The organism is Tenacibaculum haliotis, from assembly GCF_025215075.1.
Taxonomy (GTDB): domain Bacteria; phylum Bacteroidota; class Bacteroidia; order Flavobacteriales; family Flavobacteriaceae; genus Polaribacter; species Polaribacter haliotis_B.
In genome coordinates this window covers 265,755-291,070 of the sequence record NZ_JAOBTH010000026.1, presented here as the reverse complement: position 1 = coordinate 291,070, position 25,316 = coordinate 265,755, and the positions used below count along the sequence as shown (strand labels likewise).

General features: G+C 30.6%; 25 protein-coding genes. 16 read left to right on the top strand and 9 right to left on the bottom strand.

The genetic code is table 11. The annotated features are described in order from the left end of the window. The first annotated feature begins 130 nt into the window (after window positions 1–130). The 4 genes from N2251_RS07460 (at window position 131) to N2251_RS07445 (ending at window position 3,086) form a co-directional block, all read left to right on the top strand. Entirely contained in the window at window positions 131–1,315 is a 1,185-nt protein-coding gene (locus N2251_RS07460; RefSeq protein WP_260586122.1) for a putative porin, read from the top strand. Between the two features lie 103 nt (window positions 1,316–1,418). Beyond that, complete coding sequence (locus N2251_RS07455) at window positions 1,419–1,955, top strand: FMN-binding protein (RefSeq protein ID WP_260586121.1); 537 nt, start codon at window positions 1,419–1,421, stop codon at window positions 1,953–1,955. Next, complete coding sequence (locus N2251_RS07450) at window positions 1,956–2,459, top strand: Aq_1264-related membrane protein (RefSeq protein WP_260586120.1); 504 nt, start codon at window positions 1,956–1,958, stop codon at window positions 2,457–2,459. It begins immediately after the preceding gene. Between the two features lie 45 nt (window positions 2,460–2,504). After that, on the top strand, window positions 2,505–3,086 hold the full coding sequence (locus N2251_RS07445) for a methyltransferase domain-containing protein (RefSeq protein WP_260586119.1): 582 nt from the start codon (window positions 2,505–2,507) through the stop codon (window positions 3,084–3,086). A 52-nt stretch (window positions 3,087–3,138) separates the two neighbouring features. Here the strand turns inward: N2251_RS07445 and N2251_RS07440 are convergent, their stop codons facing one another. Further along, window positions 3,139–4,137, bottom strand: coding sequence for a metal-dependent hydrolase (locus tag N2251_RS07440; protein WP_260586118.1), 999 nt, complete (start codon window positions 4,135–4,137; stop codon window positions 3,139–3,141). A gap of 194 nt (window positions 4,138–4,331) precedes the next feature. Between N2251_RS07440 and guaB the strand changes: the two genes are divergently transcribed. From guaB to N2251_RS07415, 5 genes are all read left to right on the top strand, one after another. Then, a complete protein-coding gene (guaB, locus tag N2251_RS07435; protein WP_260586117.1) occupies window positions 4,332–5,807 on the top strand; it encodes an IMP dehydrogenase in 1,476 nt (491 codons plus the stop codon). A gap of 112 nt (window positions 5,808–5,919) precedes the next feature. Beyond that, window positions 5,920–7,779 (top strand): DNA topoisomerase IV subunit B, encoded by a 1,860-nt coding sequence (locus N2251_RS07430; RefSeq protein WP_260586116.1) that lies wholly within the window; start codon window positions 5,920–5,922, stop codon window positions 7,777–7,779. Window positions 7,780–7,796: 17 nt separating this feature from the next. Further along, window positions 7,797–7,985: an FUSC family protein gene (locus N2251_RS07425; RefSeq protein WP_260586115.1), complete on the top strand. Its 189-nt coding sequence runs from the start codon at window positions 7,797–7,799 to the stop codon at window positions 7,983–7,985. Window positions 7,986–8,003: 18 nt separating this feature from the next. Further along, complete coding sequence (locus N2251_RS07420) at window positions 8,004–10,709, top strand: DNA gyrase/topoisomerase IV subunit A (RefSeq protein ID WP_260586114.1); 2,706 nt, start codon at window positions 8,004–8,006, stop codon at window positions 10,707–10,709. Beyond that, entirely contained in the window at window positions 10,710–11,564 is an 855-nt protein-coding gene (locus N2251_RS07415) for a mechanosensitive ion channel family protein (protein WP_260586113.1), read from the top strand. A 19-nt stretch (window positions 11,565–11,583) separates the two neighbouring features. On the opposite strand, the gene N2251_RS07410 is transcribed toward N2251_RS07415, so the two are convergent. The 5 genes from N2251_RS07410 to N2251_RS07390 all read right to left on the bottom strand — a co-directional run bounded on the left by N2251_RS07410 (window position 11,584) and on the right by N2251_RS07390 (window position 14,813). Further along, window positions 11,584–12,444, bottom strand: a complete 861-nt coding sequence (locus N2251_RS07410; RefSeq protein WP_260586112.1) for an alpha/beta hydrolase — start codon at window positions 12,442–12,444, stop codon at window positions 11,584–11,586. Between the two features lie 17 nt (window positions 12,445–12,461). Then, on the bottom strand, window positions 12,462–13,082 hold the full coding sequence (locus N2251_RS07405; RefSeq protein ID WP_260586111.1) for a hypothetical protein: 621 nt from the start codon (window positions 13,080–13,082) through the stop codon (window positions 12,462–12,464). 73 nt (window positions 13,083–13,155) lie between these two features. Further along, window positions 13,156–13,674 (bottom strand): Crp/Fnr family transcriptional regulator, encoded by a 519-nt coding sequence (locus N2251_RS07400; RefSeq protein ID WP_260586110.1) that lies wholly within the window; start codon window positions 13,672–13,674, stop codon window positions 13,156–13,158. Between the two features lie 113 nt (window positions 13,675–13,787). Then, window positions 13,788–14,093 carry a DUF6787 family protein gene (locus N2251_RS07395; protein WP_260586109.1) on the bottom strand — a complete coding sequence of 102 codons (306 nt, stop codon included), beginning with the start codon at window positions 14,091–14,093 and terminating at the stop codon, window positions 13,788–13,790. A gap of 72 nt (window positions 14,094–14,165) precedes the next feature. Next, the gene (locus N2251_RS07390; RefSeq protein WP_260586108.1) at window positions 14,166–14,813 is read right to left on the bottom strand and encodes a DUF937 domain-containing protein; all 648 of its coding nucleotides are present in this window, start codon (window positions 14,811–14,813) and stop codon (window positions 14,166–14,168) included. Between the two features lie 122 nt (window positions 14,814–14,935). On the opposite strand from N2251_RS07390, the gene N2251_RS07385 reads away from it, so the two are divergent. Beyond that, entirely contained in the window at window positions 14,936–16,261 is a 1,326-nt protein-coding gene (locus N2251_RS07385) for a dicarboxylate/amino acid:cation symporter (RefSeq protein WP_260586107.1), read from the top strand. A gap of 271 nt (window positions 16,262–16,532) precedes the next feature. Further along, window positions 16,533–17,372: a sulfurtransferase gene (locus N2251_RS07380; protein WP_260586106.1), complete on the top strand. Its 840-nt coding sequence runs from the start codon at window positions 16,533–16,535 to the stop codon at window positions 17,370–17,372. 3 nt (window positions 17,373–17,375) lie between these two features. Here N2251_RS07380 and N2251_RS07375 read toward each other — a convergent pair whose 3' ends face one another. From N2251_RS07375 to N2251_RS07365, 3 genes are read right to left on the bottom strand one after another with little or no spacing between them, the layout of a single operon-like run. Then, window positions 17,376–17,888 carry a DUF7935 family protein gene (locus N2251_RS07375; RefSeq protein WP_260586105.1) on the bottom strand — a complete coding sequence of 171 codons (513 nt, stop codon included), beginning with the start codon at window positions 17,886–17,888 and terminating at the stop codon, window positions 17,376–17,378. Continuing rightward, window positions 17,878–18,591, bottom strand: coding sequence for a DUF3307 domain-containing protein (locus N2251_RS07370; protein WP_260586104.1), 714 nt, complete (start codon window positions 18,589–18,591; stop codon window positions 17,878–17,880). Before N2251_RS07370 ends, N2251_RS07375 begins: the two co-directional genes overlap by 11 nt. Continuing rightward, window positions 18,588–19,202, bottom strand: coding sequence for a SatD family protein (locus tag N2251_RS07365; protein ID WP_260586103.1), 615 nt, complete (start codon window positions 19,200–19,202; stop codon window positions 18,588–18,590). The genes N2251_RS07370 and N2251_RS07365 overlap by 4 nt, the downstream gene beginning before the upstream one ends. Before the next feature lie 219 nt (window positions 19,203–19,421). Between N2251_RS07365 and N2251_RS07360 the strand changes: the two genes are divergently transcribed. From N2251_RS07360 to N2251_RS07340, 5 genes are all read left to right on the top strand, one after another. Beyond that, window positions 19,422–21,749 carry an ATP-dependent helicase gene (locus tag N2251_RS07360; protein WP_260586102.1) on the top strand — a complete coding sequence of 776 codons (2,328 nt, stop codon included), beginning with the start codon at window positions 19,422–19,424 and terminating at the stop codon, window positions 21,747–21,749. 49 nt (window positions 21,750–21,798) lie between these two features. Then, window positions 21,799–22,455 carry a DUF4290 domain-containing protein gene (locus N2251_RS07355; protein WP_260586101.1) on the top strand — a complete coding sequence of 219 codons (657 nt, stop codon included), beginning with the start codon at window positions 21,799–21,801 and terminating at the stop codon, window positions 22,453–22,455. Next, a complete protein-coding gene (gene murA, locus N2251_RS07350; RefSeq protein ID WP_260586100.1) occupies window positions 22,456–23,769 on the top strand; it encodes a UDP-N-acetylglucosamine 1-carboxyvinyltransferase in 1,314 nt (437 codons plus the stop codon). 84 nt (window positions 23,770–23,853) lie between these two features. Beyond that, window positions 23,854–24,621, top strand: a complete 768-nt coding sequence (locus N2251_RS07345) for a heat-shock protein Hsp90 (protein WP_260586099.1) — start codon at window positions 23,854–23,856, stop codon at window positions 24,619–24,621. 79 nt (window positions 24,622–24,700) lie between these two features. Next, window positions 24,701–25,282, top strand: coding sequence for a nucleotide exchange factor GrpE (locus N2251_RS07340; RefSeq protein WP_260586098.1), 582 nt, complete (start codon window positions 24,701–24,703; stop codon window positions 25,280–25,282). The last annotated feature ends 34 nt before the right edge of the window (window positions 25,283–25,316 follow it).

Here is a 25,316-nt window from a genome sequence, read left to right as displayed (position 1 = left end):
TTAAGATTTATTTTAGATAAAGTGTTAAAGTTTATTTAAAATAAATCTTAATAAACTTTGTTAAATTAATTAACTCTTTTACATTTGCACCCGTAAAACAATTAATTATTTAAAATTAATCTAAATAAAGATGAAAAAAGTGTTTTTTGCAGTACTATTAACTGCATCATTATTTGTAACAGCGCAATCGGCTCCGCAAGATAGTATTCCTACGAATCCACAAAGTCAGCAAAATGCAGCACAACGTATCTTATCTTCTAATTTAACCCAAAAAGGTTTAACTGTTGGTGGTTATGCAGAGGTTCATTACAATAGAGCGACAGGACAAAATGCCATGTTAGATGTGCATAGAATGGTTATGTTATTAGGATATAAATTTAACGAACGCACACAATTTATTACTGAAATTGAGTTTGAACACGTAAAAGAAGTATACATAGAACAAGCTTTTTTACAGTATACATTAACAGATAATTTAAACTTAAGAGCAGGTTTAATGTTAGTACCAATGGGTATTGTAAATGAATATCACGAACCAACTACTTTTAACGGTGTTGAAAGACCAAGTATGGATAAATCTATTGTGCCTTCTACTTGGAGAGAAATTGGTTTAGGTATTTCTGGTAGATGGGATGAAGCATCTTTACGTTACCAAGCATATATGTTTAATGGCTTTGTATCTGATAATAATGGTAAATTTTTAGGCGGTAAAAATGGTTTTAGAAACGGTCGTCAAAAAGGAGCTGAATCTATGATGAATAATGTAAACTTCTCAGGAAAGGTAGATTATTACGGAGTACCAGGTTTACGTTTAGGATTATCAGGGTATTTTGGAAGAACTCAATCGGAACAGGCTATAGAGAATATTGATGGTTCTGATGTAGGTATTGCAATGGTAGGTTTTGATGCTCGTTATGCATACCAACGTTTTACAGCTCGTGGTCAGTTTATTCACGCAAGTATTTCTGATAGTAAGGAATATAACGAATATTACAGTACTGTTTCAGGAAGTACTGTAGATTTAGGAAGCGCTTTACAAGGATGGTATGTAGAAACTGCATATAATTTATTACCACAAGATAAAAAACAACAATTATTTGCTTTTGCACGCTACGAAGATTACAATACACATGCTTCAACTGATGGTGGATTGGCTAAAAATTTAGCATACGATCGTAATGAATTAACGTTTGGTTTAACTTATAAAGTTGCACCAGGTGCTGCATTTAAAGCAGATTATCAATTTAAAAACAATGCAATAGACGGTAGTCAAACAATCAAGCAATTAAACTTAGGGTTTGGTGTTTGGTTCTAATTTGTATTAGAAGTTTGTTATTTTTTGCAATAATCGAATCAAGTTTTTATAATTTGGTTCGGTTTTTGTTTTTTATTTAGACTAATTCTAATATTTTTGCAATATGAAAACTCGTATTTTATTACTTTTCTTATTTATTGTTACTTCCTTAGGGTTGCTATCTTTTAGTATTCCTAAAAAGCTGAAGAAGAAAGTTGATAAGGAAATTAAAAAAACATTTAATGTTGAAGACTTTTCGCTAAGTAAAATAATTGTTCCAAAAGCAATTAACAATAAATTAAAGAGTAAAATTTCTGAAGAAAATTTATTTAAAATAACAATTGAAGATAACGTTTTAGGGTATGTTTTTATTGATAAAGCACCAAGTAAAACAGATGAATTTGATTACTTAGTTTTATTAGATAAACAATTAATTGTGATAAAAACCAAGGTATTAATATACCGCGAAGATTATGGCGGCGAAATTGGTAGTAAGCGTTGGTTAAAGCAATTTATAGGCAAAACATCAAAAGATACTTTAAAATACGAAAAAGATATTATGGCAATATCAGGAGCAACAATTTCAGCTTCTTCAATGACAATTGCAGTGAATACTTTTCTACAAAATTTAGAAATCCTTCATAAAAATAAAGTATTGTAAATGCAAGTTCACGGTGTAATTCATCAATTTCCGAAAGAAATAAAATTATTAATACTCGCTTTTGTTTGTACCTTAAGTATTGGTTTTTTTGGCGGAATATCATTTGTTAGAGATACAACAAATTCTAATCCAACAGGAATAGAAGAGCGTTATTTAGGAAACGAAGATGTAGAAGAGGCTACTACAATGAAGTTTAAAAAATCGGCAGGAGAAATCAAAACAATGGTGCATAATCATATTTTATCACTCTCTGTAATTTTCTTTTTATTGGCAATTATTTTAGCTACAACAAGCATTAATAAAAGGCTAAAGTTGTTTTTAATGATTGAACCTTTTGTGTCAATAATTAGCACCTTTGGTGGAATTTATTTAATGTGGACAGGAATTACCTGGATGAAATATATTATTATGATTTCGGGGTTATTTATGACTCTTTCATTCGGAATGGCTGTTTTAATGATTTTTAATCAATTGATTTTTAAAAAGAAGTTAACTTTAGAATAAAGTGTACACAAACAATTTTCATTTTTAAAGCTAAATATTTAATAAATGGATTTATCTGCAAATTTTTGGGGAAAGAAATATACATCTAATAAAATTGGATGGGATTTAGGAGTAGTTTCTCCACCTTTAAAAGCTTATTTTGATCAATTAGAAAATAAAGAACTAAAAATTTTAATTCCTGGAGGAGGAAATTCTTACGAAGCAGAATATCTTTTTAATAACGGATTTAAAAATGTTTTTGTAGTTGATATTTCTAAAGAACCTTTAAGTAACTTAAAAAAAAGAGTTCCAAATTTTCCTTCAGCACAATTAATTAATGCTAATTTTTTTGATATAGATTCTACTTTTGATTTAATAATAGAACAAACTTTTTTTTGCGCTATTGACCCGAATTTACGTGCAAAATATGCTTCAAAAATTAATGATTTACTTAGTGAAAACGGAAAATTAGTAGGTTTGTTATTTGATGCAAAATTAAATGAAGATCATCCGCCTTTTGGAGGCAGTAAAGAAGAGTATAGTACTTATTTTAAACCTTATTTAAATATTATTAAAATGGAATCTTGCTATAATTCTTATCACAATAGAAAAGGTATGGAGTTGTTTGTGATATTCCAGAAAAAATAATTTTATACATAAAAATTAAATTATAGACTAAGAGAGTTACAAACTACTATCTTTAATTTCCTTTTATACGTGTCCATAATTGGGAAAGTAATTTTTTTCCATCGCGTTTATCTTTAGGTTCTTCAGTAAATTGAATATTACCTAAATCATCTTCAGTAATTTTATATTTAAAAACAAAGTTTTGAGAGTTTGGTGCCAAACTTAAAAGTCCAAACCGTAAGTCATTATAATAAAGGATATCATTCTTTTTTGTAATAGTATACCAACCTTCTGAAATAGCAATCATTTCTTTTATTTTTTTATTATCAGCTAGGTTTCCTAATAAATGATGATTTTTTTTATAAGAATTAAAAGTAATAGGTTGTGTGTCAAAAAATGAATAATTGGCTAATAGATATGTGTTTTCTGTTTCTATATTAGCGCTCCATAGAACGGTATTCATTGGAGAAGGTCTGGTATTTAATTGTAAATATGATATGTTTTGTGTTTTTAAAGCTGCTTCAAATTGATTGAAAGCCATCCATTTAAAAAAAAATGTAAGTATTAAGTAAGTAGAGCTAGCTATTAAGCCAATTTTATTATAAATCTGTCGTTTCCTAGAGGTTCGTTTTTGCTTCATAGCTAATAATAGAAAAACTAAAAAAGGCATTGTGTAAAGCGGATCGATAACAAAAATTGTTTTAAATGCTAACCGAATATCAAAAGGCCAAAAAAACTGCGTTCCCCAAGTGGTATGAGCATCTAAAATAGGATGTGTTATAAAAGTCCAGAAAAATAACCAAGACCAATTTTTAAAATTCTTGTATTTCTCATAACGAGAAACCAACCAACCAAAAACAGGAGCGAAGAGTATAGAAAAGAGTATGGAATGTGTAAATCCACGATGAATATTAAGAGCTGTAACTGTATCTGTAAAATAAGAAGCAAGCACATCTAAATCAGGAATTGTTCCTGCAATTGCGCCATAAAACATGGCTTTGTTTCCGATTTTTTTACCTAAAACAGCTTCGCCAACAGCGGCTCCTAATATTATTTGAGTAAGTGAATCCATATAATAAACAAAAGTAAGGCATGTATGCTAAACAAAACATACTACTTTAGTTTTTATAAGTACATACTTTAAATTAAAGTATAAAATGGGTCCTAAAGAAAAATTATTTTGTTAACCTTAATTTAAAATTGAGTTGCCGTTATTTGTAGTATATTTGCACGTAATTAATTAACAACACACTAAATTAATTGCACATGCAAGCTCATCAATCAAAAATAGTAGGCGAAGGTTTAACGTATGACGACGTTTTATTAGTACCAGCTTATTCAGAAGTACTTCCAAGAGAGGTATCTATTCAAACAAAATTCACTAAAAATATAACAATCAATGTTCCTATAGTTTCAGCAGCTATGGATACAGTTACCGAATCGGCAATGGCAATCGCTATGGCAAGAGAAGGAGGTATAGGTGTTTTACATAAAAATATGACTATCGAGCAACAGGCTCAAGAAGTTCGTAAAGTAAAACGTGCAGAAAGCGGAATGATTATCGATCCAGTTACGTTACCATTAACGGCAGTTGTTTTAGATGCTAAAATGTTAATGAAAGAACATAGTATTGGTGGAATTCCTGTAGTTGATGATAACGGAATTTTAAAAGGAATTGTTACCAATCGTGATTTACGTTTTGAGCATAAAAATGATAGAGCTATTGTTGAAGTAATGACCAAAGAAAATTTGGTTACTGCATCAGTAGGAACATCATTAAAATCCGCAGAAAGTATTTTACAAGAAAATAAAATCGAAAAATTATTAATTGTAGATGATAATTATAAACTTTCGGGGTTAATTACCTTTAGAGACATTACAAAGGTTACCCAAAAACCAATAGCAAATAAAGATACTTATGGGCGTTTACGAGTTGCAGCTGCATTAGGCGTTACAGCAGATGCTGTTGATAGAGCAGAGGCTTTAGTAAAAGCAGGCGTAGATGCGGTTATTATTGATACAGCTCACGGACATACAAAAGGTGTGGTGGCTGTTTTAAAAAACGTAAAAGAAAAATTTCCAGAATTAGATGTTATTGTAGGTAATATTGCAACACCTGAAGCAGCTAAATATTTAGTTGAAGCTGGCGCTGATGCAGTAAAAGTAGGTATTGGACCAGGATCAATTTGTACAACTCGTGTAGTTGCAGGGGTAGGTTTTCCTCAGTTTTCTGCAGTATTAGAAGTTGCAGCAGCTATAAAAGGAAGTGGAGTGCCAGTAATTGCAGATGGAGGTATTCGTTATACAGGAGATATTCCTAAAGCAATTGCAGCAGGTGCAGATTGTGTAATGTTAGGATCGTTATTAGCAGGAACAAAAGAATCACCAGGAGAAACGATTATTTATGAAGGACGTAAGTTTAAATCATATAGAGGAATGGGATCTGTTGAAGCAATGAAACAAGGTTCTAAAGATCGTTATTTTCAGGATGTAGAAGATGACATTAAAAAACTAGTACCAGAAGGTATTGTTGGTCGTGTACCATATAAAGGTGAATTAGAAGAAAGTATTCATCAATTTGTAGGTGGTTTACGTGCAGGTATGGGATATTGTGGATCTAAAGATATAGAAACACTAAAAAATACGGGTAAATTTGTACGTATTACCGCAAGCGGAATTAATGAAAGTCACCCGCATGATGTAGCAATTACCAAAGAAGCACCAAATTATAGTAGAAGGTAATTTTAGTAAAAGTTCATAAATATCAAACTCTGTTGAAAACTAATTCAACAGAGTTTTTTGTTTTTAAAGAGTAAATACTACTTTAGCAGAGACTTCAATTTCCTCAATTTTTATGACTCAAGAAACAAAATATACCGAAGATAATATACGCTCGCTCGATTGGAAAGAACACATCCGTATGCGACCGGGAATGTACATTGGTAAACTAGGTGACGGTTCGTCTGCCGATGACGGAATTTATATTTTGGTAAAAGAGGTTTTAGATAATTCTATTGATGAATACGTGATGGGAGCGGGTAAAACCATCGAAATTTCTATTCAAGGGAATAAAGTTATTGTAAGAGATTACGGTCGTGGTATTCCTTTAGGAAAAGTAGTAGATGTAGTTTCTAAAATGAATACGGGAGGAAAGTACGATTCTAAAGCATTTAAAAAATCGGTAGGATTAAATGGTGTAGGTACGAAAGCCGTAAATGCACTGTCTTCGTTTTTTAGAGTAGAATCGTCAAGAGATGGTAAATCTGCAGCAGCAGAATTTTCACAAGGAAATTTAACCGATCAAGAGTTTTTAGAAGAAACTTCACGCAGAAAAGGAACAAAAGTATCTTTTATACCTGATGAAGCTATTTTTAAAAATTATAAATTCAGAAACGAGTACGTTGCTAAAATGCTTAAAAACTATGTGTATTTAAACACAGGTTTAACGATTGTTTTTAACGGCGAAAAATATGTGTCTGAAAACGGATTAAAAGATTTATTGGAAGATAACAACAGTCAAGATGATATGTTGTATCCAATTATCCATTTAAAAGGAGATGATATTGAAGTTGCTATCACACACAGTAAAACACAATACTCAGAAGAATATCATTCGTTTGTAAACGGACAACATACTACACAAGGTGGTACACATCAAGCAGCATTTAGAGAAGCTATTGTTAAAACCATTCGTGAGTTTTACGGTAAGAATTTTGAAGCTTCGGATATTCGTAAATCAATTATATCAGCCATTGCAATTAAAGTGATGGAACCTGTTTTTGAAAGTCAAACAAAAACAAAATTAGGTTCTACTGATATGGGAGGCGAGTTACCAACGGTAAGAACGTATATCAACGATTTTTTAAAAACGAAGTTAGATAATTACTTACATAAAAATGTAGATACGGCTGATAAGCTGCAACGTAAAATTATACAAGCAGAAAAGGAACGTAAAGAATTATCAGGAATACGAAAATTAGCAAAAGACAGAGCAAAGAAAGCAAGTTTACACAATAAGAAACTACGAGATTGTAGAGTGCATTTAGGCGATACAAAAAAAGAAACTTATTTAGATTCTACGTTGTTTATTACCGAGGGAGATTCAGCATCTGGATCTATTACAAAATCGAGAAATGTAAACACGCAAGCCGTTTTTAGTTTAAAAGGGAAGCCTTTAAACTCGTACGGACTTAGTAAGAAAATTGTATACGAGAATGAGGAGTTTAATTTATTGCAAGCAGCTTTAAATATAGAAGACGGTTTACAAGATTTACGTTATAACAATATTGTAATAGCAACAGATGCTGATGTTGATGGTATGCACATTCGTTTATTATTAATTACGTTCTTTTTACAATTCTTCCCAGAAGTAATTAAAGAAGGGCATTTATATATTTTAGAAACTCCGTTGTTTAGAGTTCGTAATAAAAAAGATACTTATTACTGCTATTCAGAAGAGGAGAAGCGAGAAGCGATTGAGAAGTTAAGAGGAAAACCAGAAATAACTCGATTTAAAGGATTAGGGGAAATTTCACCAAACGAATTTGTTCATTTTATTGGTGATGATATTCGTTTAGACCCTGTTATGTTAGATAAAGAAATGTCGATAGAGCAAATGTTAGAATTTTATATGGGGAAGAACACTCCAGACAGACAAAAATTTATCATCGAGAATTTAAAAGTTGAATTAGATGTTGTTGAAGAAGAAGGATAAAAAAAAATTAAGTAATAATGAATAAAGAAAGAAGAGCAAGAATATACTTAATAATAGCTTTTACCATCTTTTTTATCAATCTATTAAATGTTGATTTTGATAATTTAAGTTGGGTAATTAATAGCAAGCATTATGTAAATATGCTAATAGCTGTATTAGTTTTTGCTATCATTTTTATCCTAAATAAAAAAAACAATAACTCTTAAAAGAATACCCATTATTCAATGAGTGAAGAAAATAATAATTACGAGCACGACGAAGAGCTGAATCAACCAATAGAAAATGCAGAAACGATAACGAAAGTTACCGGAATGTATAAGGAATGGTTTTTAGATTATGCTTCGTATGTAATTTTAGAAAGAGCTGTTCCGTCGTTAGAAGACGGATTAAAACCTGTACAACGTAGAATAATGCATTCTATGAAAGATTTAGATGATGGTCGTTACAATAAAGTAGCCAACATTGTTGGGCATACCATGCAGTATCACCCACACGGTGATGCGTCAATTGCAGATGCTATGGTGCAAATTGGTCAGAAAGAATTACTGATTGATATGCAAGGTAACTGGGGTAATATCTTAACAGGAGACCGCGCAGCCGCTTCTCGTTATATAGAAGCTCGTTTATCTAAATTCGCTTTAGATGTTGTTTTTAATCCTAAGACGACAGAATGGAAAATGTCGTATGATGGGAGAAGAAAAGAACCGATAGATTTACCGGTAAAGTTTCCTTTATTATTAGCACAAGGAGCAGAAGGGATTGCAGTAGGTTTGTCTACCAAAATATTACCGCACAATTTTAATGAATTGATAGATGCTTCTATTAAATATTTAAAAGGAAGAAGTTTTACAATTGTGCCTGATTTTTTAACAGGAGGAATTGCAGATTTTACCAATTATAATGATGGTATAAGAGGAGGAAAGGTTCGTGTGCGAGCAAAAATTTCTCAACTAGATAAAAAGACTTTAGTAATTACTGAAATTCCGTTTGCAACGACTACTACAACTTTAATTGATAGTATTTTAAAAGCAAATGATAAGGGTAAAATAAAGATTAAAAAAATAGAAGATAATACTGCTGCCAATGTAGAAATTTTAGTGCATTTGCCTGCGGGAATATCACCAGATAAAACCATAGATGCTTTATACGCATTTACCAATTGCGAAAATTCAATTTCACCACTATCTTGTACTATTGAAGATAATAAACCGGTATTTGTTGGAGTTTCAGAAATGTTAAAGCATTCTACAGATTTAACGGTTAATTTGCTTAAACGTGAATTAGAAATTCAATTAAATGAATTGCAAGAACAATGGCATTTTGCATCGTTAGAGCGAATTTTTATTGAAAATAGAATCTACCGCGATATTGAAGAAGTAGAAACTTGGCAAGGTGTAATAGAAGCAATTGATAAAGGTTTACAGCCACATATAAAACATTTAAAGCGAGAAATAACCGAAGAAGATATTGTTCGTTTAACCGAAATTCGAATTAAGAAAATTTCTAAATTTGATATTGACAAAGCCAAACAACATATTGAGAGTTTAGAAGAAAAAATAGCAGAGGTAAAACATCACTTAGATAATTTAATTGATTTTGCTATTGATTACTTTAAAAACTTAAAAACAAAGTATGGTAAAGGACGCGAGCGTAAAACAGAAATCAGAATTTTTGATGACATCGTAGCTACGAAAGTAGTAATGCGAAACACCAAATTGTATGTAAATAGAGAAGAAGGTTTTGTAGGTACTTCTCTTAAAAAAGATGAATACGTTACAGAATGTGCTGATATTGATGATATCATCATTTTTAAAGGTGATGGTAAAATGATTGTTACCAAAGTAGCGTCTAAAACCTTTGTAGGTAAAGATATTATTCACATTGCAATCTTTAAAAAGAAAGACAAGCGTACGGTGTATAACATGATGTATAAAGACGGTGCAAAAGGACCGAGTTATATGAAACGTTTTAACGTAACAAGTGTAACCCGCGATAAAGAGTACGATTTAACCACAGGAAATAAAGGTTCAAAAATGTTATACTTTACAGCAAATCCGAATGGAGAAGCTGAGGTTGTAACGATTAATCTTCGTGCTGTTGGTAGTATTAAAAAGTTAAAGTGGGATATCGATTTCTCTGACTTAGCGATAAAAGGAAGAGCAGTTCGTGGGAATCAAATAACAAAATTTGCTATTAGAAAGATTGATTTTAAATCAGCTGGTGTATCAACTTTAAAACCTCGTAAAATATGGTTTGATGATGCTGTACAGCGTTTAAATGTTGATGAAAGAGGGGAGTTATTAGGAGAATTTAGAGCAGAAGATAAAATTTTAATAGCAACACAATCAGGGAAGATTAAAGCAGTATCACCAGATTTATCAATGCATTTTGAAAATGACATGATTGTGTTAGAAAAATGGAAGCCTAATAAGCCTATTTCTGCCGTTTATTTCGATGGAGAAAAAGAACGTTACTATGTAAAACGTTTTTTAATTGATACAATTGATAAAGAAGAAGTATTTATTTCTGAAAGTGAAAAATCGAAATTAGAAGTTATAGCGACTGATTTTCGACCAATGGCTGAGGTTATTTTTTCAAAAAGAAGCTTAGATAAAATAGAAGTGAATTTCGAGACATTTATTTCTGTAAAAGGTATTAAAGCACAAGGAAATCAATTAACAACAGATAAAATACGTACTGTTAACTTATTAGAAGCATTACCTTATGAGGAACCAGAAGAAGAGAAAGTAGAGAATATAGAGGTAAATGAAGAGGAAGAAATAATAGAAAATAGCTTACCTTTAGATGTGGAAGAAGTGTCGCCAAAAGAGTTTACAAACACTAAAGACGACAAAGCAAAAAAGGCATTAGAACGTGCGCTTCAAAAGAAAAAGGCTAAAGAAGATGATAGTCAAGAAAGTTTATTTTAGATGAAAGAATTATTGAAATATCAATTTAATTTAGATTCAATTTTAGGTGTTTTAATATACGTACTAATAGTTGTGTTTACAGCATGGGTACTTTCTAGAATTATAAGGTACATAATTGTTCAAATTATTAAACGAAGAAAAACGGATCGTTATGGTAAAACAAGTATTTTATTTTTACGAAACTCAGTAAAATTTTTTCTAGGATTATTTGGTATTGTATATATTATTATGACAGTACCAGCTTTTAGAAGTCAAGCAGCGTTAATATTTTCTGGAGCTGGTATTTTGGCAGCTATTATTGGTTTTGCAGCGCAAGCAGCGTTATCTAATTTAATAGCCGGAGCTTTTATTGTTATTTTTCGACCGTTTCGTATAGGAGATTATATTAGGTTAGACGATATTCGAGTTGGTATTGTTGAAGATATTACGTTACGACATACGGTAATAAATAATTTTGAAAACAAACGATTAATTATACCTAACTCTGTAATAAGTACTGATTCTGTTTTAAATCATACTATAGAAGATTCGCATGTATTAAGTTTTAATAATTTTAAACTAGGCCTAAAGGCGGATATTGATTTAGCGCGAAAAATTATACAAGAAGAAGCAATTAAACTTCCTTCGGTAATCGATTTTAGAACACCAGAACAAGTTATGGCTGATACCCAACAAGTAGATGTTCGTGTAATCGATGTAGATACAGATCATATACATATGCGGGCCTACGTTTGGTTAAATGAGCCATTTAAAGAATTTAAAACAAAATGTGCTTTAAAAGAAGCTGTTCATAAGCGTTTTTTGGCTGAAGGTGTAGCATTACCAATTCCTATTTATAAGGTAGTAAAAGTTTAGTTACTCATCTAATATATAATTATAATTGATGGTTTCTTTTTAAATTATAAAAATGACTCACTATTTTTTTAAATTCAAAAGGATTATGTAGCCAAGGTAAATGACCACTATCTTTAATATTCTTTACACTTGCAGAAGGATATCGATCAATAACAAATTTTTTGCTTACTTTATAAATGTCAAACTCTCCATAGACAATTGAAATTTTATAGTTAGGTTTTGAATTTTTTAATAATAAAGGATATTTAATAATTTCGGGCCTAGTTTTATTAATAGGTTTTGCTTTTACATTACTAAGTGAGAAAGAAAAAACGGAGGTATTTATTGGTTGAAATTTTTTATTATAATTTTTTATAACTTGTTGAAATAGTTTTTGATACGATTTGTTATTTCCCATGTAACCAGATAAACTATACCATCCCATTTTTAACCATTGTAAAAAACTAGTGGAAGATTTATTAAAATCCATAACCTCTTTTTCGGTCTGTTTCCAGTGAATGTTTGTTCCAGAAGCAGTAGAACATAAAAATAAACTTAATAAATTGCCTGGATATTTTTGCGCATATATCTGCGCATATAATCCACCCCATGAATGTCCCCATAAATGAAAACTAGTTAATTTAAAGTGCTTTTTTATTGATTGAATATCATTTACATAAGCATTCATCGAATAATCATGATTAATGCAAGGAGATAATTTTGTACCTCTCTGATGAAAAGTTATAACTTGAAATGTATCTTTTAAAAGATCAACAACAGGTAGTAAATCGTCTGGAACGCCAGGGCCTCCATGTAATAAAATTATAGTTTCTTTATCTTTATTTAAATAAACTTTTGAATGTAATTTGTTTCCGTTATTATCTATTACTACTGTTGTCATCTTTAAAAGTTTATAAGTTATTTATTTTTAAAAAGTTTTATTTTTCCTCCAATATTTAATTGAATAAACGGAGTAAACTTATTTATAGCATTGTTGGTTTTAGTATCATCAATACCTTTGTTCCAATAGTTATTATTTAAAGTGTAATTACAACCAATTTTAAAACCTATACTAACACCTAAACTATTAAACTTAGTGTAGGTTAAAGCTGGTGTAATTCCTAATTGATTAATCTTATAAACTAAGGATTTTTGATTTTGATAGTCATACAATATAGATTGTTTATTAGAAAATGAAATACCCAAAGTAGGTTCAAGAGCAGCACTTGTACATTTTAAAAAATCATATCCAAAATAAATGATAGAGGTAAACTCTTGAGAATCGATTTTGTTATTGTTGTTTTCTGTAGCTCCTTTCGAATTGTAAAATTCTGTTCCTACTACAAATTGTTTTAATTTATAACTACTACCAGCTCCTATTTGAAAAGAGTAATTAGTAGCTAAGTCGGTATTAAAATTAGAGTTTAATTGATTAATCTGAACCCCCATATTAGCATACAATCTAAGGTATTTATTGTTTTGACTATACAGAGTTAAACTAGCTAGAATTAAAAAGGTTGTAATAATTTTTTTCGTCATTTGTTAAATATTTATGAATACAAAATTCTCTGTATTACAAAGAATTTCAATTAACAAATGATAAAAAGTGAAATTATTTGGCTAAATCACCTCTTAATCTACTTAAAGATATATTAGTTATACCTAAATAAGTGGCAATTATTGTGTGTGGTATTAAGTTTTCTAAGTTACGGTAATCCTTCCTAAAGCTTTGAAGTCGTTCTTTAGCCGATAAGGATGCTAAGCCTATTTCTTTAGAAGTTTTTTGTTTAAGTTCGTTTCTAAGTACTTTATTACCAAAGTTTCTAATCTCTTTATTATCGAGCATTAATTGTTCAAATAAAGCAGCATCAATAGTTGCAATTTTTAACTCAGTTAATGCTTGAAAATTTAAAATAGAAATTTCATTTTCGGTTCGAGTAGAAAATGGAGAAATAATAGCGTTTTTAGTGAAAAAAGAAATTGTAATATCTTCTCCTTCCGGATTTATTAAGTAGCTTCTAGAAACTCCATCAATAATAAAGTATTCCTTATTATTTCTTTTATTACGCTTAATAAATGTCTCACCTTTTTTAACAATACTAAAATCAATTTTTATTTCAATTGATTTCATTGAGTTTTCAGAAACTGGATAGATATTATTTCTTTTACCACAATGATTTAGTTATAAATATGATGTTTATTTATCCTTATAAACTTAATAAAAATAATAGGTAAATTTAAAAATTAGTCTTTAAATAAAAAACCCAAACCTAATCTACTTAAAAATTTCTTTTCAAAAGCCCAAAAGAATTTAAATTGACCAAATAGCCAACCAACTAAAGGCAAGGTAGTTTGATAAATAGGAAAAATAAGAAAAATACGTAAAGGCCAATACACCCAAGGAGAAGTAGTTTCAAGAGAGAGCCCGAAAAAAGCAGTAATAGGTTTTGCAACCCAAGAAGCAAACGAACCGTTAATAGAAAATACGATTAGTACTGCTATTACATCCCAATTGGTTTTTAAACCCCAACGTTGTTTTAATTTTTCCATGGCGGCAAAAGTAATTAAAAGAAAAAGGGCAAACAAATGTTTACCCTTTTTGATATTATATAAATGTGAGATTTATTTTTTTCCAAAAATTCCACCAAGTAATCCACCAAGTAATCCTCCGCCAGATTTTTGTTGGCTACCGCTTCCTAAAACCATACCAGCAACATCATCAACAATACTTCCATCACCGTCAGCATCTAAAATTTGCTCTAAGAAACTCTGTTCTTTATCAGCAGAATTACCACCAAGTAGCCCACCTAACAAACCACCTAAATCACTTGAGTTTCCAACTTTTTCTTGACGATATTGTTTTCCTAAAACTCCCATTAAGATAGGCGCTGCAGTTTTTAAAATACTAGCAACTGCACCAGCATCCATTCCAGATTTTTGACCAATTACTTGCTCAACTCCTTGTTGTTTGTTTCCTAAAACATGCTTTAAAATGTTACCACCATCTTGTAAAACATCAGCATTTACACCACCATTAAATAAATCACCTAAATTATCTAAAATACCACCATCATGTTTGTTTAACGCGCCCATTAAACCTTCTGCACCTTGTGGTGAAGTAGCGTTACGTTGCATTGCTTTCATTAAAACAGGCAAAGCCATTGTTAAAACACTACTTGTTTTGTTAGTATCTTGTCCTGTAGATCCTGCTACTCCTGATATAATCGATTTACCTAAGTCGCTGTTTAATAAGTCTAAAATTCCTGCCATTTTAATGTTGTTATAAGATTTGTAATTAGTTATCAGTAATTATGACACAAGTTACGGATTAATGGTCACATTTTTTAAATATTTATTTTATCTTACAACCTTTAAAAATTTAAATCATATAGATGAAAAAACTGGCGTTACATTGGAAAATTTTAATAGGAATGGTTCTAGGAATCTTGTTCGGATTTTTAGCATTACAATTTGGCTGGAATAGTTTTATAGAGGATTGGATAAAACCACTAGGAACTATTTTTGTAAAATTATTAAAATTAATAGCTGTACCGTTAATTGTAGCTTCATTAATTAAAGGAATTTCAGATTTAAAAGATATTTCTAAATTTAAAAGCATTGGTGTAAGAACCATGTTAATATATATAGGTACTACTGTAATTGCAATTAGTATTGGTTTGGTATTGGTGAATTTAATTCAGCCAGGTGACGGAATTTCACAAGAAACAGTAGATAAACTAACAAACACATATGCAAAAAGTTCTGGTGTAACAGCTAAAATTTCAGAAGCAACAAGGCAACAGAGTAGTGGACCTTTACAGTTTGTTGTTGATATGGTACCAGATAACGCAGTAAGTGCGATGAGTAATAATAAAGCAATGTTACAAGTAATATTCTTTACTATTTTCTTAGGAATATCAATGTTGTTAATTGGAGAGAAGAAAGCAAAACCTTTAAAGAAGTTTTTCGATTCATTAAATGAAGCGATTTTAAAAATGGTAGATCTTATAATGTTAATTTCTCCATTTGCAGTTTTTGCTTTATTGGCAAATGTTGTGGTTACTTCTGGTGATCCAGATATTTTATTAGCCTTATTAAAATATGCAGGTGTTGTTGTTTTAGGCTTGTTGTTAATGATTGTTTTCTATTCAGTTTTAGTTAGCGTTTACACAAAGAAAAATCCTTTTTGGGTTTTAAAACAATTAAGTCCAGCACAATTATTAGCTTTTTCTACAAGTTCGAGTGCGGCAACGTTACCCGTTACGATGGAGCGTGTAGAGGAACATATTGGAGTAGATAAAGAAGTATCTAGTTTTGTGTTGCCAGTAGGTGCAACTATAAATATGGACGGAACAAGTTTATATCAAGCAGTAGCAGCAGTATTTGTAATGCAAGTTTTATGGCCAGAAGGTTTAGGTTTTGCAAATCAAATGGCAATTGTTTTAACGGCTTTATTAGCATCTATTGGTAGTGCTGCTGTTCCTGGAGCAGGAATGGTAATGTTAGTTATTGTGTTAGAATCTATTGGTTTTCCTAAAGATTTATATCCGGTAGCTTTAGCATTAATTTTTGCTGTAGATAGACCTTTAGATATGCTACGTACTACTATTAATGTTACTGGAGATGCAACTGTGTCTATGATTGTAGCAAAATCAGTAGGTAAATTACACGATCCTAAGCCTAAAAATTGGGATGATAATTATGATGATGTAAAATAAAAAATGAATGTGGTTTTTGAGTTAAAAAAGACTTTATAATGTCAGTTCGAGTGATTTTTGATGAAAAATAGTGTCGAGAACTAATTTAGAAGTAACAACTTTAATTCTCGATATAAATTTTACTCATTTCAATCGTAAAATTCACTCGAATTGACAAAAAAATCATCAAAAGTGAACAATAGAATAAAAACATCAATGTGTAATTTAACATTGATGTTTTTTAAGTTTAATGAGAGAGATATATAGATAAAAGGTTTTAAAAAAGAGATAAATGAAAATTACAATTCCGAGCTCGCTTGTTTCTGTTGATTGGTTATTTGAAAATATAAAAGCAGATAATTTAATTATTTTAGATGCAAGTATCGCTAAAGTAGGCACTCAAGAAAATAAAGTAGAAAGTAAGAATTGTATTATAAATACTGTTTTCTTCGATTTAAAAAATGTTTTTTCAGATAAAGAAGGTGAGTTTCCGAATACAATTCCGACAGCAAAATATTTTGAAAAAGAAGTTCAAAAACTGGGAGTTAATAAAGATAGTTGCGTAATTATTTATGATGATTTAGGTGTATATTCTTCACCTAGAGCGTGGTGGTTATTTAAACTGTTTGGTTTTGAAAACGTAGCTGTTTTAAATGGCGGATTACCTGCTTGGAAAGAAGCAAAATATCCAACAGAAAAATTGAAAACTAAACAACTAATAAAAGGTAATTTTAAGGCAGATTTTAAAATTACTTACTTAAGTACTACTAAAGATGTGTTGATAGCGTCAAATAATAAGAAGCATATTTTTGATGCGCGTTCTAAAGGACGCTTCGAAGCAACATCGCCAGAACCGAGAAAAGGTTTAAGAGGAGGTCATATTCCGAATTCTAAAAGTTTACCGTATTCCGAATTACAGACAGGTGGTAAAATGAAATCTAAAGAAGAATTACAAGAAATTTTCTCAGTATTAAATCCGAAGAAAGAAACCGTTATTTTTTCATGCGGATCTGGTATTACAGCCTGTATTTTAGCTTTAGGAAATGAGTTAGCGGGGAATACAAATTATTCCGTATATGATGGCTCATGGACGGAATGGGCGAGTACTTTAGCCTTGCCAGTTGAGAAATAGGGTTTAAATTAATTTCTTAACTTCTTGTTTTAAATATGCAATTGATGTTTGTGTTGGATTCTCATTCTGAGAATAATCAATTAATATACTTTCGCGTAAATCTTTTGCTGTTTTTGCTGTTTCTGATGTTTTACGAAGCTTAGCGATTATAGTTAGTTTTGCAGCTACTATTGCTTTCCAACTATCTTCAGATACATATAATTGTTGCACCATATTGTGTTCGTATTCTTGCTCTATATTGGCAATTAATAATTGTAGATAACTTTTAGTATCCTCACCGATAGGAATTACACGAATTAATAATTTTGTAGGGTTTATGCGTTCACAAAACAAAAGTAAACGTTCATAAGCTTGTAGCTTAATAGGTAAGCTTTCTCGTTTTTTATCAACTAAAGCATTAAACTTTTTTTCGTTGTTGTCTTGCTTAATAAATGCACCTAATATAAAATAGGCTACAAATCCTGTTACTAATGCTGGTAAAGCGTATGCGAATCCTTCAATAATTTTATCTTCCATAATGCGAATATACAAGTCCTGTTAAAATTGCCAATCCAAAACTTAATAAAGTTCCAATTAAAATGTATTCTGTTAGTTTTCTATCTTTTGCTGAAGTTAAATCTCCAAAACGGAAAATAGATTTTGCAGCTAATAAAAAACCAACACCTGCCCATTGTCCGATAACAATGAATGTAAATATTAATAAACGTTCTAGAATACCGATATATTTTCCTGCTTTAGCTAAAGATTCATCTTCTTTTTTTAATTCTTTTTCAGGGTTCCATTGTGATATTATCGTTTGTATAATTATAGATGCAACAAAACTCACAAAAATCAAACAAGATGTCAGTAAAAGTGCTTTTAGTGAAAGAAGAAAATCAATATTAAATTGATAAGGGAAATACCAATAAGTTACCAAGGCTAACATTAAAATATGTAAAAATTGATCAATAAAAAACAAAGTTGTTTTGTTCTTTTTGTTCTGTAAATATAATTTTCCTAAATCAATACCATAGTGAGTTGTAATTATAAATAATACACCTAAAATATATTTAAAATTAAAGTTGATTATTACTAATAACAATAATAAATGAACAGTAATATGTAAGTATAGTTTTTTAGATCTAAACTTTTTTTTCTCTTTATTTTTGACCCACTTTTCTGGTTGAAAAATAAAATCACCTAAAAAATGAGCAATAAGAAGTTTTAGAAATAAGATCATAATAAAGCTGTTTTTTGTTGAATTAATTCTCTGTATCTTTTTTCTAATTTGATAATAGCATCATAACCAGCTCGTTTTTGTCGTTCACTAATATTACTTTGTGTGATGCCTATTTTTTTTCCAATCTCACTTTGAGTTAATAACGGATTTTCTATTGATAATTGAAATACTTCAGCTGAATTTTTCGTCCAATTATTCATAGTTAATAAGGCCAACTCTAAAGCTAAATTCAGCTCTTCATCTAACGCTATCCAAGGAGTTTTTATTGCTATTAATTGTTTTTTTACTAAGCTATCAAAAATTTCACCTGAATTAATATAAGCTTCACCATTGGCTTCAGTAATATTGAAACTTTTAGGTTCTTTTGCACCAATACCTATACCAATTCTAACATCAATATTATCGATTTGTTTTAGGTGAGATTTCAATAAAAAAGCAACATAAAAAGCCTTTTCTATAGGAACCTCTAGTTGAAAGCTATCGCCTCTAAAAATTTCCCAATCAGTAGGTTGTTTTCCGAATTTATTAAGAGTATCCTTTAGCTTTTTTAACCAAATACTATTATTGGCTTTCCTAGATTTTACAATGTCTCCTGTTAAAATACTTGTCATTATAATTTTTATAAGTTTTAAAAATACTTAAATATTTATAAACAACCAAAATTATCTATATATAAGCAGATAATTTTATTTATCTGTTCTGTAGCAGATATGCTGTTTTATCTGTTTTTAAGTAGATAAAAATTGTGAATAAAAAAAAGGTTACATTCTTTATATAACCTAAAAGAATGGTTAAATTTCCGTTTTAAAAATTCTTTCAAATTTTTTCTATTGAATACTTACTTAGAGCAACTTAACGAACCACAAAGAGCAGCCGTTTTACAAAAAGATGGCCCAATGATAATTATTGCAGGAGCCGGGTCGGGTAAAACAAGAGTTTTAACCTATCGGATTGCACATTTAATGAAGGAAGGGGTAGATTCTTTTAATATTTTATCGCTAACCTTTACAAATAAGGCAGCCCGTGAAATGAAAGAGCGTATTGGTGGCGTTGTTGGTTATAGTGAAGCAAAGAATTTATGGATGGGAACTTTTCACTCTGTTTTTTCTCGTATTTTACGATCAGAAGCAGATCGTTTAGGCTATCCCTCAAACTTTACAATTTACGATACACAAGATTCTGTTCGGTTGATTTCTGCTATTATCAAAGAAATGAATTTAGATAAAGATCGCTATAAGCCAAAACAAATTTTAAGCAGAATTTCATCTTTTAAAAATAGCTTAATAACGGTTAGAGCATATTTTAATAACTCTGATTTACAAGAGGCAGACTTAGAAGCAAGCAGGCCAAAAGTAGGTGATATTTATAAAGCTTATGTAGAAAGATGTTTTAAGGCAGGAGCAATGGATTTTGATGATTTATTGTTAAGAACCAATGAATTACTAACTCGTTTTCCTGAGGTTTTAGCAAAATATCAAAGCCGTTTTAAATACATAATGGTTGATGAATATCAGGATACAAATCACTCACAATATTTAATTGTTAGAGCTTTAGCAGATCGTTTTCAGAATATTTGTGTCGTTGGTGATGATTCACAAAGTATTTATAGTTTCCGTGGAGCAAATATCAATAACATTTTAAATTTTCAGAAAGATTATCCGGATGTTAAGACTTTTAAATTAGAACAAAATTACCGATCAACAAGTAATATTGTTGAAGCTGCCAATAGTGTAATTGATAAAAATAAAACCAAGTTAGATAAGGAAGTTTGGACAGCAAATGACCCTGGGGAAAGCATTAAAGTAATGCGAACAATTTCTGATGGAGAAGAAGGGCGTTTCGTAGCACAATCTATTTGGGAAAACAAAATGAATCATCAACTAACAAATGATTCTTTTGCTATTTTATATCGTACCAATGCGCAATCGAGAGCAATGGAAGATGCTTTGCGAAAAAAAGATATTAAGTATAAAATTTACGGAGGCATCTCTTTTTATCAACGTAAAGAAATAAAAGATTTATTATCGTATTTGCGTATGCTAATAAATCCGAATGATGAAGAAGCTTTAAAGAGAATTATCAATTATCCAGCACGAGGAATTGGCGCTACAACAATTGATAAATTAGCGATAGCAGCAAACCATTATAAAAAATCAATTTTCGATATTTTATTAAATTTAGATAAAGTTGATTTAAAAATAAATTCAGGTACCAAAACTAAGCTAGCTAATTTTACTAGAATGATTCAGCGTTTTCAAATAGACGCTCAAAAGATGAATGCTTTCGAAATTGCCGATTTGGTAGTAAAGCAAACACAATTAGTAAAAGATTTACAAAAAGATGGTACACCTGAAGGGGTTAATAAAGTTGAAAACGTTCAGGAATTATTAAACGGAATAAAAGACTTTATAACCGATAGAATTGAAACTGGCGAAGATGCTTCATTGCCTATTTTCTTAGAAGATGTAGCCTTGGCAACAGATTTTGATAGTGAAAGTGACGATACACCAATGGTTTCGTTAATGACCATTCACTTATCAAAAGGATTAGAATATCAATACGTTTATATAGTTGGTTTAGAAGAAGGCTTATTTCCTTCGGGAATGAGTATGAATACACGTAGCGAGCTAGAAGAAGAAAGACGTTTATTTTATGTAGCCTTAACACGAGCAGAAAAAGTAGCATATTTAACCTATGCGCAAACACGTTACCGCTGGGGTAAATTAACTGATGGAGAACCAAGTCGTTTTTTAGAAGAAATTGATGATAAGTTTGTAGAACATTTAGCACCTAAAGTGCCAGTAGCATTAGCTAATAGGTTTATTGATGCAAGTATGTTTGATGACGATACTCCTAAGAATATACGTTTTCAAAAACCAATTCAAAAACAACGAAAAGAGTTTTTAGCAAAAAAAGAAAAACCGAATTTGATACCACCAAAAAGTAAAATGAAAAAGGTGTCAGAAGTAAGCCCTAAAATGAACTTGTTTGATGGTGAAATAGTGATTGGTAATTTTGTAGAACACAATCGTTTCGGAACAGGTGAAGTAGTTGCTTTAGAAGGTAAAGGACCTAATAAAAAGGCGGAAATTAAGTTTGGTACCGTAGGTAAAAAGAAATTATTATTACAATTCGCAAAATTAAAGGTAATCGGATAACTACGTAATTCGTAATAATTACCTATTTTGCAGCTATAAATACAGAGAAATGACGTTTGATTTAGAGTACAATTCAGAAAGAGATCACTTAATAATTCCGGAATACGGAAGGCATATACAAAAATTAGTAAATCACTGCATCGCTTTAGAAACAAAAGAAGAAAGAAATACAATGGCAAAAGCGATTGTAGATGTAATGGGGAATTTACAACCTCATTTACGCGATGTGCCAGATTTTAAACACAAACTTTGGGATCAGTTACATATAATTGCCGATTTTAAATTAGATGCTGATTCACCATATGAAACACCATCTAAAGAAGAGCTAACAGAGAAGCCAGAAAAGATGGATTACCCAAAATCTGCTTCAAGATATCGTTATTACGGTAACAACATTCAAACCATGATAAATATTGCATTAACTTGGGAAGAAGGTGATAAAAGAGAAGCATTGGTTTTTACGATTGCTAATCACATGAAAAAATGCTATTTAAATTGGAATAAAGATACAGTTGATGATGCTGTTATTTTTAAGCATTTATATGATTTATCTGATAAAAAAATAGACTTAAGAGAAACTATAGAAAAGTTAGCAGAAAGTAAAAACTTATTAAGAAAACGTACTACTCAACAGGGTAAGACAAATCATAAAAACTCTCCTAAAGGAAAAACGAATTACAGTAATAATAAACATAGAAAAAAATAAATGGCATCATTTAAAATTGAAGGAGGTCACAAACTTAGTGGCGTAATAACACCTCAAGGAGCAAAAAACGAAGCACTACAAATTATATGTGCGGTATTATTAACTGCCGAAAAAGTAGTAATTAATAATATTCCAGATATTATTGATGTAAACAAACTAATATTTATTTTAGGAGAACTAGGTGTTAAAACAGAAAAGTTAGGAAGTAATTCATATAGTTTTCAAGCAGATGATATCAATCTAAAATATTTAGAATCACCTGAGTTTAAAAGAGACGGAAGCTCATTAAGAGGGTCTATAATGATTGTTGGACCTTTATTAGCACGTTTCGGAAAAGGATATATTCCACGTCCGGGAGGCGATAAAATTGGTCGTCGTCGTTTAGATACCCACTTTGAAGGTTTTATTAATTTAGGCGCGAAATTCCGTTATAATAAAGAAGAATATTTTTACGGAGTAGAAGCTGAAAATGGTTTAACAGGAACCGATATGCTTTTAGATGAAGCTTCGGTAACAGGAACTGCGAATATTATTATGGCAGCAGTTTTAGCCAAAGGAACTACAACAATATACAATGCAGCTTGCGAACCTTACATTCAACAATTATCTAAAATGTTGAATTCTATGGGGGCAAAAATATCAGGTGTTGGTTCTAATTTATTAACGATTGAAGGAGTAACTGCTTTAGGCGGATGCGAACACAGAGTACTACCAGATATGATTGAAATTGGTAGTTGGATTGGTGTGGCAGCAATGACACGATCAGAATTAACTATTAAAGATGTTAGTTGGAAAAACTTAGGGCAAATACCAAGTGTATTTCGAAAACTAGGAATTAAATTAGAGAAAAAAGGAGACGATATTTATATTCCATCTCAAGATAGTTATGAAATTCAGAATTATATTGACGGTTCTGTTTTAACAGTTGCAGATGCGCCTTGGCCAGGATTTACACCAGACTTGTTAAGTATTGTATTAGTTATTGCAACACAAGCAAAAGGAACGGTATTAATCCACCAAAAGATGTTTGAAAGTCGTTTGTTTTTTGTTGATAAATTGATTGATATGGGCGCAAAAGTAATTTTATGTGATCCTCATAGAGCAACGGTAATTGGTCATGATTTTAAATCCATGTTAAAAGCAACAAAAATGACTTCGCCAGATATTCGTGCAGGAATCTCATTATTAATAGCAGCTTTATCAGCAAAAGGAACCAGTATTATTAATAATATTGAACAAATTGATAGAGGATACGAAAACATTGAAGCTCGTTTAAAATCGATCGGAGCTAAAATTGAAAGAATAGAAGAGTAAAATTTAGTTATAACAAGTATTCAATTAACTGTAAGTAATATTTAAGGCTACGACTACAAGTAAAAACATATTAATTATAATATTATGAAAACATTATTTTCTTTAGCGTTAGTATTTAGTCTATTTTTAAATGCATCAGCTCAAATAATATCAGCTAAGGAGTTTACAAGTTCAATAGAGAAAAAACATCAAAAAGATGTATTTGTGAAAAAGAAATATATTTCTTTTGATATAGATATTAAATTTGGTGGAGCAGAACATTTATTAGGTAAAATAACGCAAGAAACAGGAGGTGGTAAAATAAAAATAGAAAAGAAAGATGGTTCTGTAATAATTTTTGACGGAACTAACGTTTACGTAAAAGGTATTCCTGAAAAATTACATAAAGGAGCGCGTTTTGATATTTTTACATGGTCTTACTTTTTAGGATTGCCATATAAATTAAATGATAAAGGAACAATTTGGTCTGATTTAGATAAAAATAAATGGGGGCAGGTTGATTTAGAAACAGCAAAACTATCTTTTTCTTCAGGAACAGGAGATGCACCAGATGATTGGTATATAATCTATAAAAATTCTAAATCAAGTATATTAGAAGGAGCAGCTTATATCGTTAGTTACGGAAAAGGCAAAGAAAAAGCAGAAAAAGAACCACATGCTATTAAGTACAATTCATACACAGTTATTGATGGTGTTCTTATCTCTAAAAATTGGACATTTCATATGTGGTCTTTAGAGAATGGATATAAAAATAAAATAGGTGAAGTACAATTATCGAATGTAATTTTTACAGAACAGGCCGATTTTAGTAAGCCAAAAGGTAGTTCTATGGTAAATGCACCAAAACTTTAAAAAGTTAAAGTAAAAATATAAAATAAAAATCGTGTCAACATGACACGATTTTTTTATTGGCAATATTATTGATAAAATTATGCTGAAGAATTTAAAGAAACGATTTACAATGAGTAAAGATCAATATACAAAAGAAGACGAATTAAAAGACGCTATTGATAATGCGCCAATTGATGAAACACCAGAAGTAGAAGAGGTTGTAGAAGAAGTAGAACCAACTACTGAGGAGTTACTTCAGGCAGAGAAAGACAAGCATTTACGTTTGTTTGCAGAGTTCGAAAACTATAAAAAACGTACTTCTAAAGAACGTATGGAGCTTTATAAAACAGCAGGAAAGGAAGTAATGACAGTTTTACTGCCAATTTTAGATGATTTTGAACGTGCTCTGACACATGCAGATGATGATAAAGAAGCAGAAGAATTACGTAAAGGAGTATTGTTAATTTACCAAAAAATGGTAAAAACACTAGAACAAAAAGGCTTAACAGCTATTGAAGTAAAGCAAGGAGATGTTTTTGATGCAGAAGTACACCAAGCAATTACACAAATTCCAGCACCTTCAGATGATTTAAAGGGGAAGATTATTGACTGTATAGAAACAGGATATAAGTTAGGAGATAAAATTATTCGTCACCCAAAAGTAGTAGTAGCACAAGCATAAAAAATAATAGTTCCAATTATCAATTATTTATTGA

Excerpts from the sequence above, each read along its gene's own strand:
- N2251_RS07415 (WP_260586113.1), top strand. The coding sequence starts at position 10,710 with ATGAAAGAATTATTGAAATATCAATTTAATTTAGATTCAATTTTAGGT.
- N2251_RS07445 (WP_260586119.1), top strand. The coding sequence starts at position 2,505 with ATGGATTTATCTGCAAATTTTTGGGGAAAGAAATATACATCTAATAAA.
- N2251_RS07345 (WP_260586099.1), top strand. The coding sequence starts at position 23,854 with ATGAAAACATTATTTTCTTTAGCGTTAGTATTTAGTCTATTTTTAAAT.
- N2251_RS07380 (WP_260586106.1), top strand. The coding sequence starts at position 16,533 with ATGAAAATTACAATTCCGAGCTCGCTTGTTTCTGTTGATTGGTTATTT.
- N2251_RS07365 (WP_260586103.1), bottom strand. The coding sequence starts at position 19,202 with ATGACAAGTATTTTAACAGGAGACATTGTAAAATCTAGGAAAGCCAAT.
- N2251_RS07455 (WP_260586121.1), top strand. The coding sequence starts at position 1,419 with ATGAAAACTCGTATTTTATTACTTTTCTTATTTATTGTTACTTCCTTA.
- N2251_RS07420 (WP_260586114.1), top strand. The coding sequence starts at position 8,004 with ATGAGTGAAGAAAATAATAATTACGAGCACGACGAAGAGCTGAATCAA.
- N2251_RS07450 (WP_260586120.1), top strand. The coding sequence starts at position 1,956 with ATGCAAGTTCACGGTGTAATTCATCAATTTCCGAAAGAAATAAAATTA.
- N2251_RS07425 (WP_260586115.1), top strand. The coding sequence starts at position 7,797 with ATGAATAAAGAAAGAAGAGCAAGAATATACTTAATAATAGCTTTTACC.
- N2251_RS07430 (WP_260586116.1), top strand. The coding sequence starts at position 5,920 with ATGACTCAAGAAACAAAATATACCGAAGATAATATACGCTCGCTCGAT.
- N2251_RS07390 (WP_260586108.1), bottom strand. The coding sequence starts at position 14,813 with ATGGCAGGAATTTTAGACTTATTAAACAGCGACTTAGGTAAATCGATT.
- N2251_RS07340 (WP_260586098.1), top strand. The coding sequence starts at position 24,701 with ATGCTGAAGAATTTAAAGAAACGATTTACAATGAGTAAAGATCAATAT.
- guaB (WP_260586117.1), top strand. The coding sequence starts at position 4,332 with ATGCAAGCTCATCAATCAAAAATAGTAGGCGAAGGTTTAACGTATGAC.
- N2251_RS07440 (WP_260586118.1), bottom strand. The coding sequence starts at position 4,137 with ATGGATTCACTTACTCAAATAATATTAGGAGCCGCTGTTGGCGAAGCT.
- N2251_RS07405 (WP_260586111.1), bottom strand. The coding sequence starts at position 13,082 with ATGACGAAAAAAATTATTACAACCTTTTTAATTCTAGCTAGTTTAACT.
- N2251_RS07395 (WP_260586109.1), bottom strand. The coding sequence starts at position 14,093 with ATGGAAAAATTAAAACAACGTTGGGGTTTAAAAACCAATTGGGATGTA.
- N2251_RS07385 (WP_260586107.1), top strand. The coding sequence starts at position 14,936 with ATGAAAAAACTGGCGTTACATTGGAAAATTTTAATAGGAATGGTTCTA.
- N2251_RS07400 (WP_260586110.1), bottom strand. The coding sequence starts at position 13,674 with ATGAAATCAATTGAAATAAAAATTGATTTTAGTATTGTTAAAAAAGGT.
- N2251_RS07375 (WP_260586105.1), bottom strand. The coding sequence starts at position 17,888 with ATGGAAGATAAAATTATTGAAGGATTCGCATACGCTTTACCAGCATTA.
- N2251_RS07370 (WP_260586104.1), bottom strand. The coding sequence starts at position 18,591 with ATGATCTTATTTCTAAAACTTCTTATTGCTCATTTTTTAGGTGATTTT.
- N2251_RS07460 (WP_260586122.1), top strand. The coding sequence starts at position 131 with ATGAAAAAAGTGTTTTTTGCAGTACTATTAACTGCATCATTATTTGTA.
- murA (WP_260586100.1), top strand. The coding sequence starts at position 22,456 with ATGGCATCATTTAAAATTGAAGGAGGTCACAAACTTAGTGGCGTAATA.
- N2251_RS07410 (WP_260586112.1), bottom strand. The coding sequence starts at position 12,444 with ATGACAACAGTAGTAATAGATAATAACGGAAACAAATTACATTCAAAA.
- N2251_RS07355 (WP_260586101.1), top strand. The coding sequence starts at position 21,799 with ATGACGTTTGATTTAGAGTACAATTCAGAAAGAGATCACTTAATAATT.